Genomic DNA, 15489 nt, shown 5'->3' with positions numbered 1-15489 from the left:
GCGCAGCCATAATATTTCAATCTGGACAATGGCTGGCGCGATAATACGCTTGATGTGGGATAACGGAAAGGAATGGCAAATTTAACGAGAAAGGAAAGGGAAAGGCGGCAAAGAGAGTCGCTATTTTTGGACATTGCCTATGATCTTTTACTAAAGGAAGGCTCGAAAGCCCTGACAATGGAAAGAGTGGCGCAGATTGCTGAATATTCCAAAGGTACAGTGTACGGCCACTTTAGCTGTAAAGAAGATATGATTTCAGCGTTGAGTGTTAGGACCTTGATGCTGCAAAAGGCGATGATGCAAATGGTCCTTGAAGGCCAGTGTTCAACCCGTGAACGAATATTGGGCTGTGCCTTGGTGTATGTACTTATCCAAGAAAAGTATCCACGGCTGCATTATTGTGTCTTGTCCCTTAATGACCCGCAGATCAGCTCCAAGCTGTCAGGCACAATGCAAGACCTTTACGGTGAAACCGAAGAGCAAGTTAAGCGTCTGCTGGTTGATACGATCACAGAAGCCCAGCAGGATGGAGATTTGTCCAGCAATATACCCGCTGACTCCATTGCCTATGCAGTGCGAGCAATGGTGTTTGGTATGTCGTTAATTGGCCATGAAGCGTTGGAGAGCGTTACTCGTTGTCACCTGAATACTCTTCTTGATGGGTTTGGCTGGCAACCGCTGACCCGAGACGTTGATTATCAACACTTTTGGCAACAAACCCGTGATTCTCTTTTGACTGTGACGATACCTGATATCCACACGAGCACTTCTTTTTAATTTCATCCTTTATTCTGATTTTTCATTATCAAGTATGGTTACGGTGCTTAGGTATATACTTTTTGGTTGCAAAATCCCGAATGGATCACATTTTTTCTTGAACAAAACCTGTTTTAGTTGTTTAGCTAAAACGGTTTAGCAATAATTGGTTCAGTTGAATTTTTGAGAGACAAGATAATGGCTAAAGTATGGGTAACAGGCGATGCCGTCGTTGATCTTATTCCTGAAGGGGAAGGGACATATTTGAAATGTCCAGGTGGTGCACCTGCGAATGTTGCTGTGGCCATTGCGCGCCTTGGCGGCGAAACAGCATTTTTCGGTCGGGTTGGCCAAGATCCGCTAGGTCGTTATATGAAGCGGGTCCTGTCTGATGAAAGCGTGAATACCGATCTGATGAAGCTGGATGATGAACACCGTACCTCGACCGTTATTGTTGACTTGGATGACGGGGGAGAGCGTAGCTTTACCTTTATGGTTAAACCCAGTGCAGATCAATTCACATCGAACGATGACGTACCAGCTTTTGCCAATGGGGAATGGCTTCATGTCTGTTCGATTGCTTTGGCCAATGAGCCATCGCGCACTACCACGCTGGATGCGATGAAAGCAATTAAAGCCGCTGGTGGCTATGTCTCGTTTGACCCTAATTTACGCGAAGAAGTTTGGGCTAAACCTGCTGAGCTCAAACCTGTCGTGATGCAAGCTGTCGCATTGGCTGATGTGGTGAAATTCTCTGATGATGAACTGTTGTTCCTCACCGAGCAGGCTGACTTGCAAGCCGCCTTAGCTTCCATCGAGGCAAGTTACCACCTGCCTTTGGTCATTGTGACCCAAGGCAAGAAAGGCGCCTTGGTCGTCCAGAGGGACGAGCAGCAATTAGTAACCGGTAAGCCGGTAAGTCCAGTTGATACGACTGGAGCAGGTGATGCATTTGTTGGTGGTTTACTGGCGGGCTTGGTATCGGTTGATAATTGGCAAGAGAAAGAGACATTGCTCGATATTATCAAACAGGCCAATGCTTGCGGTGCACTAGCCACAACCGCAAAAGGAGCAATGACAGCGTTGCCTACGGCGGAGCAGTTGGCTGCGTACTTGGCGGAATAACACTTGTGAGTGTAGAGTCGCCGTTAATAAAGAGCGGTGGTAAAGCTGAAAAGGGTCTAGCTTTTGCTAGGCTTTTTTTATGCGTGATGTACTTTACAATTTTGGATTAATTGTCCGTTACTTTTACGCATCGAACCGAAAACATATAGCCCTTGGAACTGGTTGCACTGCTGGTCGTCCAAAACTCAGTGTATGCGCCTTGGGTGATGTAAAATCCATTCCACTTTACGCCTGCAGCTTTCACTCGAAAAAGTCACTCAACTGGTCGCTGTAATTAAAGCGCTAGAATAAGAGGGCATTAAGCCAGATTTAGTCAGTGGTACCTCTGCAGGCTCTATCGCGGCCATACTTTACGCATCAGGAATGAGTCTTGGATAGATGGAAATAGCCATCGAGAAAGTCGGTATGTCAGATATGCCCATTCCCGGCGCTTTTGTCGACGTGGAAAGCCGTGGAGATATTCTTGTCGATTATCTCAACAAGAGATCAACAATGCTGATATTGTCATTGCACCAACTTATGAGCCAAGTGGTAGTGCTGCCTTTGATGAGAAAGCAGAAGAGATTCAAGCTGGTTATCTTGCTGCAAAGCAAGTGATGCCGGAAATAAAGTAGATACTTTCAAGAGCATCAACGTATACACAATGGGACAATACTGTGCCTATTTGGGGAACTGGCACGAAGCTGTAAAAAGAATATTGAAATGTTTTCGGTAGTATCAATAATCGCATTTGAGTAAAGAGTGCTTACCATCGCCTTTTGCTGCGAAAGTGCGATGGTTGCACTGATTTACTTTGTCCCGTTTACACGCGTTATGGTTCTTACCCTAAACGCCAAGCTTCAACGTCTATACAAACAGTCTCATCACTCAGTAGGCGAATAGCTGTGGCATCTGCTGCGGTAAACACGCGGGCTGTCATGACAAATTCACCTTGGTTGATAAACAGCTCTAGCGATGAATTGTCCGCCAATAGCTGCAATTCAACATCTTGCTTGTTTGGCCAGGGCAGTTCACGAATGGTTTCACCGTCAGTGGGCTGAGCATTGGTACGATCCAGGCGGATCTGCTGCTTGTCAGCATCTAGGATGATGTCGCTGTATTCACTGCCATTGTCCATCACGCGAAGTGTCGTCTGGCCTGACGCTGGCCATGATAGAGTGGTTTGTAACTCGAAGCTTTTGTTACCGAGATTTAATGACGATGTTTCGTTGCGACCTTCAAGGGTAATACTGTATTTTTCACCTCGAAGTTGGTGCAATTCACGGGCGGGCAGTTGATAGATCTTACCGTTTTGCCAAGACAGTTCACGCAGGCAAGTTAGCTGATGAACCCACTTGTCTTCAACGCTTGGCTGGTTGATCTCATCAGGCAGACCCATCCAGCCGATCATCAAACGGCGGCCGTCTGGTGCTTCCGTTGTTTGCGGAGCATAGAAGTCAAAACCGAAGTCCAATGTTTGAAAATCTGACAATCCAAGTTGGTCATTGCTATTTAATGTGGCTTTGAAATAACCGTTATGGTGAGGGATATTATGGAACTCGCTTTTGGTATCAATACCCTGTGGGCAGATGATGCCCACTAGCTGACCGTTGAGTTCGAATAAGTCTGGGCATTCCCACATATAGCCAAAATCATTCATTTCATCGCCTGCCAGCGACACAAACTCCCATTGACGTAAATCTTCTGAACGGTAAATAGCGAGTCGACCGAGTAATTCACCATTTTTGGTTTCTTGCTGTACACCCAATAACATCAACCAATGATCGCCGTTCTTTACTAGTTTAGGATCACGGCAATGCGGAGTGACTGATGGTGGAAGGCTGTCGATGACCGGGCCGTGTTTGGTGAAATTGATCCCGTCTGTCGAGGTGGCCAGGCACTGGGTAGTGATGCGATCGCGCTGCTCTCCGACACGGACATTGCCAGTGTAGAACAGCATTAGTTCTTCTTTCGTACTGACAGCATGGCCTGAAAATACCCCGTGGCTGTCGAACCAATCTGAAGGGCATAATGCCATAGGCTGGTGATACCAATTGACTAAATCTGTGCTGGTAACATGCGCCCAGTATTTATCTTTGTGTACACAATCAAAAGGGTAGAGCTGGTAGAAAAGATGGCATTCACCGTTGTGGAAGGTGAAGCCATTAGGATCGTTGAGTAGGCCCTGTGGTGGCGCAATATGCCAGATTGGACGGTACTGTGATGATGTCACTTCACTGTAATCAGCTAAGGTCTGGCGTTGGTTGTGTTCGATGATACGGCCGAGCTGATCCCAATCAGCATTGTTTAAAGGTTCGGTTGGTGTCCATGATACTTGGTTTAGGTTGCTGTTGAATGGTAGCTCATGTGCTTGGCCTGAGCGAAGTTCGGGATTATTGAGCTCCAGAATCACTTGTTGGTCGACGCAAAGTGCACGTAAGAGATTTGTTGGGCCGCCGCAGGCAGCAAGGATGTCTGTCAGTGTCATGGAAGTGAGGCCTTAAGCTGTATTTGCTTGTAATTTTCGGGAACGTTCCAAAAATACAGAAGATGCAGTAATCAAAGCAAGAGGAGCAATGGAATTACTCCCCTTAATGACGAAAAGTGTGCGTTTGATCGCTTTTTATGACCCTATAGGGTGAGAGAGGAGAAAGACAAGAGTTGAATACGGAGCCTTATGCGCTTTCGCGTGGGATCCAGTCAAAGCCCAGCACTAACTTAGAGACTTGGCTGCGGCCTTGTTCGATGATTTCGAGCAGCATTTTTGCTGCGTTATTGCCAGCAGGCTCAAACCCATAGGCAAAAGTCGACAAGGTTGGCGTGACAACGGATGCCATTTCATCGTTACCAACACCGATCACCTTAATGTCTCTTCCGGGCTGAAGTCCGGCTGCATTAATGGCCTGCATAGCACCAATGGCGATGCGGTCTGTCGCACAAAAAACCCCGTCAACCTCTTGATTTGAAAGTAAAATGCTTGCCATTTCTTGACGGCCTGATGCTATCGAAAACTGCCCCTGGCTGTGGAATTTTGGTTGACTGGCTCCCATGTGTTCCAGAGCCGTGGCAAAGCCATCGAAACGTTGTTGGTCAACAGCAATATCATCACTTTGTACCCCAAGGAAGCCAACACATTTGCATCCTGACTGGGTGAGGAATTCCCCTGCGCAGTAGCCAACCCGGTAGTCATCATGAATCACACTCGGGATGTTATAGCTAGAGCCGTCCTGACCAATTAAAATCACAGGCGCTTTGGAGCGCTTGATGGCAGTGACCAACTCAGCATCGATGTGGGTGGCAAACATCACGATGCCTTCAACCCGCTTCTGGTTGAACAGCTCGATGTATTGCAGCTCTTTGCCGGCCTCCAAACGGCTGTTGGCCAGCAAGACCTGTTTGCCTGCGAGCTCAAAGACAGCACTTAATCCATCGACACCCTGCGAGGTAGCATTAGAAGCAACGCGGGGGACAATGATTCCTATCAAGTTGGTTTTATTGGATTTTAAATCTTTTGCAACTTGATTGACTACATAGCCACATTCTTCAATCGCACGTTTAACTTTTATTTTTGTGGCTTCTTTAACGCCATATTCGTCGTTGATCACCCGGGAAACCGTTGATTTCGATACCCCGGCAAGTCGGGCTACATCGTGTAGGCTTGCCATAAATAACTCCTTGGTTAACCAAGATGATCTGCAAACTAGGGATGCTTTGCAATATTTGGTCGCCATATCGGTTATTTAGAGTGATTAAGATCACGTTTTTTCTTGGTGATTTATCATATTCATCGATCATCCTCACAGTCAACAAAGCCTAGCTTGACGGAAGCTTACTCTATCGTGAAAACTATTTCGGTAACGTTCCCGAAATGGTTTAATGATTGGTTCATCAAGATGAGTCGTTCCAGTACTTGCTATATCTTAAGGCGCATCAACTTGGATCTCGGGAGCAAAAATGATTTTAATAACGTGTGCCCATAACAGTAGATATGCTGAGGGTTGAATTTAGATTTCTAAGCGTGAATAGCATTCGCGACGGGGGTAGAAAGATGGACTTTCCGGTTATTGCCAAGCAACTTATCGAGAAGCTGGGTGGAAAAGACAACATTGCAGCAGCTGCACACTGTGCGACGCGCTTACGTTTGGCCTTGCATGATGAAAGCAAAGCCGATCTGAAAGCAATCGATGATATTGAAGGGGTAAAAGGTCAATTTCAGGTTGCCGGACAAATTCAGGTGATCTTTGGATCGGGTATCGTCAATCAGGTGTATGCCGCTATGACGGCAGAGACTGGCCAGACAGAGATGTCGACCAAGGATGTGGCCTCTGCTGGAGCGAAAAAGCAAAATGTAGTGCAACAAGCAGTGAAAGGGTTGTCGGATATCTTTGTGCCGATTATTCCGGCCATCGTTGCGGGTGGTCTGTTGATGGGTATTTTCAACCTGTTGACCGCTCAGGGTCTGTTCATTGATGGTCAATCACTGATTGATGCTTACCCGGGTATGGCTGACTTGGCGTCGATGATCAATACGTTTGCCAATGCACCTTTTGTATATCTACCTGTTTTGCTGGCATTCTCGGCATCGAAAAAGTTTGGCGGTAATCCGTTCCTTGGTGCGGCGCTGGGTATGCTGATGGTTCACCCGGACCTACTGAATGGTTGGGGTTTTGGTGGTGCTAGCGTAAGCGGCAATATTCCAGTGTGGAACATATTTGGCTTTGAGATCGAGAAAGTAGGTTATCAAGGTTCGGTATTGCCGGTACTGGTCTCTGCCTTCATTCTTGCCAAGGTTGAAAATGGTCTGCGTAAAGTGATCCCATCGGTACTGGATAATTTGTTAACGCCGATGTTAGCAATTTTCATTACTGGTTTCCTGACCTTTACCCTCGTTGGTCCTATCACTCGCGATGCTGGTTTTTTGTTAGGTGATGGACTTAACTGGCTCTATGAATCAGCAGGCTTTATTGGTGGTGGTTTGTTTGGTCTCGTGTATGCACCGTTCGTTATCACGGGTATGCACCACAGCTTCATTGCTTTTGAAACGCAATTGTTGACAGATATTGCTGTGACCGGTGGTACCTTTATTTTCCCGATTGCAGCAATGTCCAATATCGCCCAAGGTGCGGCTTGTTTGGCATTTGGTTTAACGACCAAAGACAGTAAAGCAAAAGGCATCGCGATGCCATCAGGCGTAACAGCCTTACTGGGTATTACTGAGCCAGCGATGTTTGGTGTAAACCTTAAGTACCGTTACCCGTTTGTTGCCGCCATCATTGGTGCGGCAACAGCCAGTGCGTTTATTACTTTATTTAAGGTAAAAGCAACGGCGCTGGGTGCCGCAGGTTTGCCGGGCATTATCTCAATCGCTCCAAATTCGGTGATGTATTACATCTTCGGTATGATAATTGCGTTTGTGGTCGCGTTTAGTATGACAGTCTTGTTGGGCTTAAAGCAGAAGAAAACTGCGCGCAATAAAACGGTAGTTGTCTAATTAGGTACGGAACTTAGCGATGAGCTAGGAAGAGATGTCATTGAAAAAGGGTGAGCTTTATTAGCTCACCCTTTTATTTTTTGTTTCATTACGAGGTTTGAGTTATCGACTCAGCATTGTCATGGTCATTTGTCTCATGACGGGCACCGACAATTGCACCAGTTAATGCGATTACAGTTGAGCCGACCATCGCGATGATCATAGGCCACAGCGAGGCACCACCCAGCATAGCCGCAAGTGCGCTGACTCCGGCACCGATACCGTATTGCACGGCACCAAGCAGGGCAGATGCAACACCCGCATTCTTATCGAAGTAGCGCATAAAGCAGGCACTTGAGTTCGCCATGATCCCGCCGTTGGCAGCAATGGAGATAACGAATCCGCTAACAATGAACCACAAATTTTCAGGTGCAATGATCTGGCTTGATATCAGGGCCACACCACCGATAAGCTGCAGGCTTAGAAATATTTTAAGTAAGGTTGAAGGCTCAAACGTACGCAGTAGGTAGGTATTGGTGCGGTTGATGATCACAATACCGATCACATTGGCAATAAAGAGTCCTGAAAACAGTTCGGCAGAAACACCGAAGTGATCGATATAGGCCAAAGGCGCATTGGTAATGAACGTCATCAATACCGCATAACCAAAAGCCTGTGCAAGAAGGTACCCTAGCGCACGACGCTCTTTGATGACAGAAAGGTAGCCACCCGTCCCCTTGGCTTTCTTGGAGGGTTTTGCTTTTGGCATGACCACTATAGCATTCAGTGCGACCATAATGGCAATAAAGCAAAGTAGGTAGAAGATCCAAGGCCAGCTTTGGGTGCGTAAAATCAAGGTGCCGACTGTTGGCGCAATGGAAGGGGCCAACATCATGATCAGTGCGATGAGCGAAAATAACCGGGCCGCTTCTTTGCCAACCGCATTATCACGGATCGTTGCCGGTACACCCACCACCGCTATTCCGCCGCCAAGTGCCTGAACAACCCGCCATGCCCATAACATTTCCAGTGATTCAACTCCAGCCATCATAAAGCTGCCGGCTGCAAAGAGCAGTAGCCCTGCCACCATGGTCGGCTTACGGCCAAGCCTGTCAGAGAGTGGCCCACCAATTAACTGACCTATTGCCATGCCAAGGACGTAAATACTGACGGTAACGGCAACCAGCGAGGTGTTTACACCAAGATCGCCGGCAATAGTTGGGATCGCAGGTAGGTAGCTATCAATCGCAAAAGGTGATAGCGCAAAAACAGCGGCGAGTAATAGCAACAGGGAAGTGGGGATGTGTTTAGTCATATAACCTCTTATTTATCTTTCCAGAAAGATACTAGCTGGCATTTGTCTTTCCAGCAAGATATATTTGAAGGGTTAGGAAGGAGTAGATTGATGGCGAAACAAGAAAGCGTTGCTAATATATTGAAAAGTATCAAAGAAAATTGGCCTGAATCGTTTGAACAATACTCACCGCCGATTTTACGTATTCACCGCATTCATGATTACCTGCAGCAAGACTTGGCAAAGGTGATTGATCAATACCAGCTGCAAAGTGCCGATTTCGGCGTACTGGCAACGTTGAGGCGGGCTGGCGCGCCGTTTTGCTTATCACCGACAGAGCTGTACAGTTCGATGTTGCTAAGCTCTGGTGGCTTAACCAAAGTGCTTACCCGGGTGACCACGGCTGGTTTGGTTGAGCGGATTGATAACCCCGAGGATAAACGCAGCAAGTTAGTGCAGTTAACGGAAGAGGGTAAAGTGCAGATCGATGACATCATTCGCAAGCTACACGATAGCAATCAAGAGAAGTTGAAGGTGTTATCGAAAGAAGAACAACAACAACTTGATGGGTTATTGGCCAAAATGCTGGCAGCGTGGGAGTAGGGCGTTAGTGTTTGCGGTATCCGCTAAGCTTTGTATACTGCCCGCAACGCACATTTAGCTAAGACATTAATATGATCATTTTCACGACAAACTTTGGTGACATCGAGATTGAGTTGGATTTCGATAAAGCACCGGTTAGCTCAAAGAACTTCCTGCAATACTGCAAGGATGGTTTCTACGAAGGGACGATTTTCCATCGCGTAATCGACGGTTTTATGATCCAAGGGGGAGGGCATCTTCCGGGTATGAAGGAAAAGCCGACCCGAGACCCAATTGTCAATGAAGCCAACCGTGGCCTGAAAAACAAAATCGGCACCATTGCAATGGCCCGTACTGATGCACCACATTCGGCGACAGCACAGTTTTTCATTAACTTGGAAGACAACGACTTCCTTGATTTCACTTCAACCACAAACCAAGGTTGGGGTTACGCCGTATTTGGTAAAGTTACGGCTGGAATGATGGTAGTCAACAATATCGGTAAAGCTTTGACTATGACCCGCTTTGGTCACGCAGATGTACCTCTGGACGACATTATTATCGAGAAAGTGACGATCAAAGAGTCATAATCACAAATTCGATATAAGAAAGCCACCTTTGCCGGTGGCTTTTTATTGCTTAAATTCCAACTACTCAAATTACTTATAGTTCTAGTTATTTTAACCTTTTTCCTTTCATGTTCTTCATGACTATCCGGTATTAAAAGTTTTTTAATTTTATATAAGATTTTAAATAAATAAATGATAAGAACTGGATGAAATGATTAATAAATTTTTATTAATCACTCCTATATTGTTTGAAAAATATGGTGAGAAAAAAAAGTGTGCTCTAGTTCAAGTATTTTACTCTTAATCTCTGTTTTTATTATCCCCAGAGAAGGGAATATGCCGAGGTTGATAGTTAGTCGTTTAATAACGGTTAGCCCTTTAAATTAATTTGGCAATTATATTAGGTGACTTTAATTATGCGAGAATTAACAGTAGAGCCTCTCACTAAAGAGGCATTTGCCCCTTTTGGTGATGTGATTGAAACGGATAACTCCGAATTTTTTTATATCAATGATCGCTCAGGTCAGCGTTTTCATGGGCTTGGTGCTATTGATGTGTCAGATACTGCTGCACCGTTGATTAGTATTGTGCGAGCCGCAGGCTTTGATAACAGCCTCTCATTCGACTTACTGGAAAAGCATCCTAAAGGGAGTCAGGCTTTCTTTCCATTAAACGGTGAGCGATTTATTGTTATCGTTGCTCAGGGTGATGACGATATTGATGAGCCAACATTACGTGCATTTATCACCAATGGAAATCAAGGCGTAAATTACCACCGTAATGTTTGGCACTATTTACTGTTTGCAAAAAATCAAGAAACAGACTTTTTAACGATTGACCGAGCAGGTGAAGATAATTGTATTGTCAAAAACTTATCTGCCAATTATACCATCAGTTTTTAAATATTTTAATTTAATTAAATCCTATTTGATTAGGGTGAGACAACTTACCCTATCTATAGGTGGAGAAAAGTTATGGCGAGAATGCGAGCAATAGAAGCGGCAGTATTAATTCTTAAAAAAGAAGGTGTGGATACTGCATTTGGTGTCCCAGGTGCCGCGATTAATCCTATGTATGCAGCTCTGAAAAAGATAGGTGGCATTGATCATGTGTTAGCACGGCATGTTGAAGGTGCTTCTCATATGGCTGAAGGTTATACCCGCACCGCGCCGGGTAACATTGGCCTGTGTATTGGTACGTCAGGTCCAGCCGGTACCGATATGATCACTGGCCTCTATTCTGCCTCTGCAGACTCGATTCCCATTCTCTGCATTACCGGGCAGGCACCTGTTGCGAAGCTGCATAAAGAAGATTTTCAGGCTGTTGATATCGAGGCAATTGCCAAGCCTGTTACGAAAATGGCGGTCACAATCCGAGAAGCCGGCCAGATGCCTGGCACTTTTCAGAAGGCCTTTTACGAAATGCGCTCTGGTCGCCCAGGTCCGGTACTGTTGGATTTACCGATTGATGTACAGATGACTGAGATTGAGTTTGATATTGATCTCTATGAGCCAATTACCCCTTCAAAAACATCGGCGACAAAAGCTCAAGCTCAAAAAGCGTTGGCCATGCTTAACGAGGCTGACAAGCCTGTATTGGTCGCTGGCGGTGGGATCATCAATGCCAATGCTTCTGAACTTCTGCGCGAGTTTGCAGAATTGGTCAATGTGCCCGTTATCCAAACGCTGCGTGGTTGGGGAACATTATCAGATGAACATCCGTTGATGACCGGCAGAATGGGGTGTCAGGCAAACCATCGTTACGGCAATGCCACTTACCTTGAGTCAGATTTTGTGTTTGGTATTGGTAATCGCTGGGCGAACCGTCATACAGGGGATCTGAATACATACACCGAAGGGCGAAAGTTTATTCATGTTGATATTGAGCCAACTCAAATTGGCCGCGTCTTTTCTCCAGATCTAGGTATTGCTTCCGATGCTCACGATGCATTGTCGGTATTTATCGAAGTGGCCCAAGAGATGAAAGCCAACGGTGATCTGAAAGATAGAAGTGAATGGGTGGCGAGTTGTGCTGAACGTAAGCGTACGATGTTACGACGTGAAGATTTTGATTGTACCCCTGTAAAGCCACAGCGTATTTACCACGAAATGAATAAAGCGTTCGGTCCCGAGACAAGGTATGTGTCTACGATCGGTTTGGCGCAAATTGCCGCTAATCAGTTTCTGCATGTTCACCAACCAAGGCACTGGATCAATGCTTGTCAGGCTGGCCCACTAGGTTGGACGATGCCAGCAGCATTGGGGGTGGTAAAAGCCGATCCGTCCAAGCCTGTTGTTGCCATTTCTGGTGACTATGACTTCCAATTCCTCGTTGAAGAACTCGCGGTGGGAGCCCAGTTCAATCTGCCGTATATCCATGTACTAATCAACAATGCCTATTTGGGCCTTATTCGTCAGGCTCAGCGAGCCTTTGATATTGATTACTGTGTTCAGCTTTCTTTTGAAAACCAGAATGCGCCGGAGTTGAAAGAATACGGTGTCGATCACAAGCGTGTCGTTGAAGGACTTGGTTGTAAGGCTATTCGTGTGGATCAGCCTCAAGACATTGGCCCTGCGCTAGAGCAGGCAAAAGAATGGCTGCAGAAGTACAAAGTGCCTGTTGTGGTTGAGGTATTGACCGAGCGCGTCACCAATATTGCGATGGGTCCTGATATCGACAAGGTGATGGAATTTGAAGATACCGTCGACCTCTAAGCCTTTCTAGTTAATACATATCAATCAATTTTGATCATTTATTTCGAATTTGCTGTGGCTGGAATGCCACAGCATCGAGGAGCATGAATTATGCCAAAACTCGCAGCTAACCTGTCAATGCTTTTCACTGAGCTTGATTTTATGGACCGTTTCAAAGCCGCTTCAGAGGCTGGCTTCCGTGGTGTTGAATATCTCTTCCCTTACGATTTTCCTGCTAATGAAATTGCAGCGAAGTTAGCAGCAAACGGCTTGCAGCAGGTGTTATTTAATTTACCCGCCGGTGATTGGGCGGCGGGTGAACGGGGAATTGCTTGCCATCCTGATCGGATTGAAGAGTTTCGCTTTGGTGTCCCCAAGGCGATTGAGTACGCCAAAGCGTTGGGCTGTAGCCAAGTGAACTGTCTGGTAGGTATCAAGCCGGATCATATCACTGATGATGATGCTTATCGGGTGCTTGTCGAAAACTTACGGTTTGCCAATGAACAGTTAGAAGCCGCAGGAATTGCTTTTGTTATTGAAGCCATCAACACCCATGATATCCCTGGTTTCTTTGTATCCAATACTCGAATGGCTCTTGGCTTACTGGAAGATGTCGGCTCTGACAACATTCGCTACCAATATGACATCTACCACATGCAAATAATGGAAGGTGATATTGCCCGAACGTTGGAAGCGAACCTAGACCATATTGGCCATGTCCAGTTGGCAGATAACCCAGGTCGTCATGAGCCAGGTACGGGTGAGCTGAATTACCCATTCCTACTGGCTCATCTCGATAATATTGGTTACACCGGTTGGGTAGGATGTGAATACGTTCCAGCAAATGGTACTCAGGCTGGTTTGGGCTGGCTTAAAGATTTTAATCTAGTTTAAGGAAGGGAGAGAATAAGATGAAAAATATCGGATTTATTGGTACAGGGATCATGGGTAAGCCGATGGCTAAAAACCTGCAAGATGCTGGTTACACCTTGTACTTCTCTGAACATTTTGAGCCAGCACCCGCTGAATTACTGGGGGAGAAAGGCTTTGCTTGTCCAACACCAGCAGCGGTAGCAGAAGCTGCTGAGGTGATCATTACAATGGTACCGGATACCCCTCAGGTTGAAGATGTTCTTTTCTCTGATATTGGTATCGCCAAAGGGCTTGCAGCGGGTAAAGTCGTCGTGGATATGAGTTCAATCTCGCCAATGGCAACGAAAGGTTTTGCCCAGAAAGTGGAAGATCTCGGAGCATGGTACATCGATGCGCCAGTGTCCGGTGGTGAAGTCGGCGCAAAAGCTGGCACGCTATCCATTATGGCTGGGGGGCGTGACGACATCTTCGCCCAGGTTAAGCCGCTACTTGACGTGATGGGACAGAATATCACTCTTGTCGGTGGCAATGGTGATGGCCAGACTTGTAAGGTTGCCAACCAAATTATAGTGGCGTTGAACATTGAAGCAGTAGGTGAAGCGTTATTATTTGCGTCAAAAGCCGGCGCTAACCCAGCAAAAATCCGTGAAGCCCTTATGGGCGGTTTCGCTTCTTCGAAAATTCTCGAAGTACATGGCGAGCGTATGGTTAAAGGGACGTTTGATCCGGGTTTCCGTATTCAGCTACACCAAAAAGACCTTAACCTTGCTCTGACTGGTGCTCGCGAGCTGCAACTTAACTTACCGAATACTGCCACGGCGCAAGAGTTGTTCAATACCTGTGCCGCACTTGATGGAAGTGGCTGGGATCATTCAGCGATGATTAAAGCGCTTGAACATATGAGTAACCACTCAATTCGAGGCTAATCCAATCAGCGGGCACCTTGGGGTGCCCGTTGTGGTTTTTGCTGATGTGTTCAGAAAAGGAGAGAGTGGATGAAAATTGTTATTGCCCCTGATTCATTCAAAGAAAGTTTAAGTGCCGCTGATGTGTGTCGAGCGATAGAAAAAGGTATTACCCAGCGTTTACCATCAAGTGAGGTGGTATGTGTGCCGATGGCGGATGGTGGGGAAGGCACGTTGGATGCATTAGTCGATGCGACGAATGGGCTTCGCCATACTGTGAAGGTGATGGGGCCATTACCGGATATGCAGGTAGACGCTCAGTTCGGCATGCTTGGTGACGATGAGACGGCCGTGATTGAAATGGCGAGGGCCTCTGGGATAGAGCTATTAGCTTCTGAACAGCGGGATCCTCGCCTGACTACAAGTTTTGGTACTGGCCAGTTGATTTCAGCGGCCCTAGATGCCGGGGCCAAACGGTTGATTGTCGCGATAGGCGGCAGTGCGACCAATGATGGCGGAGTTGGGATGATGCAGGCGCTTGGTGTTAGGTTCCTCGATAAATACCACTATCCAATCGGCCATGGAGGCGCTCAGTTGTCACGTATCGCGGACATTGATATGGAAAACTTGGATCCTAGGCTTGCTAAAGTTGAGGTAGTGGCGGCATGTGATGTCGATAACCCCTTGATCGGAGTGCGTGGGGCTTCGGCCATCTTTGGGCCACAGAAAGGTGCCTCCCCCGAGGTTGTTGATCAACTGGATCTGGCTTTGGCACGGTATGCCGGTTGTATCGATGAAAAGTTAGGGTGTCAGGTGGTTAATGTTCCTGGTGCTGGAGCCGCAGGGGGGATGGGTGCCGCTTTGCTGGCGTTCATGCAAGCTGAATTGAAGCCCGGGATCACGATTGTATCGGATACTGTTTCACTTGAAGAAAAGCTGCAAGGCGCTGACTGGGTAATTACTGGTGAGGGGAGAGTGGATGGGCAAACATTGGGTGGGAAGACACCGGCAGGTGTCGCCAAATTAGCTCAATCAATGGGTATTCCAACCATAGCTTTAGCAGGTTCATTAGGCGATGGCTGTGATGCATTACGCCAAGTGGGCATTGTGGCATGTTTCTCTATTTTGTCTAAACCGTGCACCTTATCTCAAGCCCTTGCTGGTGGTGGTGAAAACCTAACGTTAACAGCCTTTCAGGTGGCTGGGATGATGGTGAATCAGTCTCATTAAGGCAAGACATTCA

Annotated in this window: 15 protein-coding genes; 12 read left to right on the top strand and 3 right to left on the bottom strand. The window is 46.7% G+C overall.

Going from position 1 to position 15489, the window contains the following annotated elements; translation table 11 throughout:
* Positions 1-72: 72 nt before the first annotated feature.
* The 4 genes from ACVA58_RS11855 (at position 73) to ACVA58_RS11840 (ending at position 2478) form a co-directional block, all read left to right on the top strand.
* Entirely contained in the window at positions 73-777 is a 705-nt protein-coding gene (locus ACVA58_RS11855) for a TetR/AcrR family transcriptional regulator (protein ID WP_446510651.1), read from the top strand.
* 177 nt (positions 778-954) lie between these two features.
* Positions 955-1881, top strand: a complete 927-nt coding sequence (locus ACVA58_RS11850; protein WP_446510650.1) for an aminoimidazole riboside kinase — start codon at positions 955-957, stop codon at positions 1879-1881.
* A 297-nt stretch (positions 1882-2178) separates the two neighbouring features.
* Positions 2179-2259: a patatin-like phospholipase family protein gene (locus tag ACVA58_RS11845; RefSeq protein WP_446510707.1), complete on the top strand. Its 81-nt coding sequence runs from the start codon at positions 2179-2181 to the stop codon at positions 2257-2259.
* Positions 2260-2478 carry a hypothetical protein gene (locus ACVA58_RS11840; protein WP_446510649.1) on the top strand — a complete coding sequence of 73 codons (219 nt, stop codon included), beginning with the start codon at positions 2260-2262 and terminating at the stop codon, positions 2476-2478.
* A gap of 223 nt (positions 2479-2701) precedes the next feature.
* Here the strand turns inward: ACVA58_RS11840 and ACVA58_RS11835 are convergent, their stop codons facing one another.
* Positions 2702-4348 carry a glycoside hydrolase family 32 protein gene (locus ACVA58_RS11835; RefSeq protein WP_446510648.1) on the bottom strand — a complete coding sequence of 549 codons (1647 nt, stop codon included), beginning with the start codon at positions 4346-4348 and terminating at the stop codon, positions 2702-2704.
* A gap of 187 nt (positions 4349-4535) precedes the next feature.
* Complete coding sequence (locus tag ACVA58_RS11830; RefSeq protein ID WP_446510647.1) at positions 4536-5525, bottom strand: LacI family DNA-binding transcriptional regulator; 990 nt, start codon at positions 5523-5525, stop codon at positions 4536-4538.
* Between the two features lie 383 nt (positions 5526-5908).
* Here ACVA58_RS11830 and ACVA58_RS11825 point away from each other — a divergent pair, with 383 nt between their 5' ends.
* On the top strand, positions 5909-7351 hold the full coding sequence (locus tag ACVA58_RS11825; RefSeq protein WP_446510646.1) for a sucrose-specific PTS transporter subunit IIBC: 1443 nt from the start codon (positions 5909-5911) through the stop codon (positions 7349-7351).
* Between the two features lie 88 nt (positions 7352-7439).
* Here the strand turns inward: ACVA58_RS11825 and ACVA58_RS11820 are convergent, their stop codons facing one another.
* Positions 7440-8645, bottom strand: coding sequence for a multidrug effflux MFS transporter (locus ACVA58_RS11820; protein WP_446510645.1), 1206 nt, complete (start codon positions 8643-8645; stop codon positions 7440-7442).
* A gap of 90 nt (positions 8646-8735) precedes the next feature.
* Between ACVA58_RS11820 and ACVA58_RS11815 the strand changes: the two genes are divergently transcribed.
* The 7 genes from ACVA58_RS11815 (at position 8736) to ACVA58_RS11785 (ending at position 15476) form a co-directional block, all read left to right on the top strand.
* Entirely contained in the window at positions 8736-9227 is a 492-nt protein-coding gene (locus tag ACVA58_RS11815) for a MarR family winged helix-turn-helix transcriptional regulator (protein ID WP_446510644.1), read from the top strand.
* 71 nt (positions 9228-9298) lie between these two features.
* Positions 9299-9796, top strand: a complete 498-nt coding sequence (locus ACVA58_RS11810; protein WP_446510643.1) for a peptidylprolyl isomerase — start codon at positions 9299-9301, stop codon at positions 9794-9796.
* Positions 9797-10191: 395 nt separating this feature from the next.
* Positions 10192-10677 carry an ureidoglycolate lyase gene (locus tag ACVA58_RS11805; protein ID WP_446510642.1) on the top strand — a complete coding sequence of 162 codons (486 nt, stop codon included), beginning with the start codon at positions 10192-10194 and terminating at the stop codon, positions 10675-10677.
* Between the two features lie 72 nt (positions 10678-10749).
* A complete protein-coding gene (gene gcl, locus ACVA58_RS11800) occupies positions 10750-12489 on the top strand; it encodes a glyoxylate carboligase (protein ID WP_446510641.1) in 1740 nt (579 codons plus the stop codon).
* A 90-nt stretch (positions 12490-12579) separates the two neighbouring features.
* Entirely contained in the window at positions 12580-13362 is a 783-nt protein-coding gene (gene hyi, locus ACVA58_RS11795) for a hydroxypyruvate isomerase (RefSeq protein WP_446510640.1), read from the top strand.
* A 17-nt stretch (positions 13363-13379) separates the two neighbouring features.
* Positions 13380-14267: a 2-hydroxy-3-oxopropionate reductase gene (locus ACVA58_RS11790; RefSeq protein ID WP_446510639.1), complete on the top strand. Its 888-nt coding sequence runs from the start codon at positions 13380-13382 to the stop codon at positions 14265-14267.
* A 69-nt stretch (positions 14268-14336) separates the two neighbouring features.
* Positions 14337-15476 (top strand): glycerate kinase family protein, encoded by a 1140-nt coding sequence (locus ACVA58_RS11785; protein ID WP_446510638.1) that lies wholly within the window; start codon positions 14337-14339, stop codon positions 15474-15476.
* The last annotated feature ends 13 nt before the right edge of the window (positions 15477-15489 follow it).

This window comes from Photobacterium sp. DNB22_13_2 (genome assembly GCF_052873915.1).
This window is presented reverse-complemented; position numbering and strand designations above follow the sequence as displayed.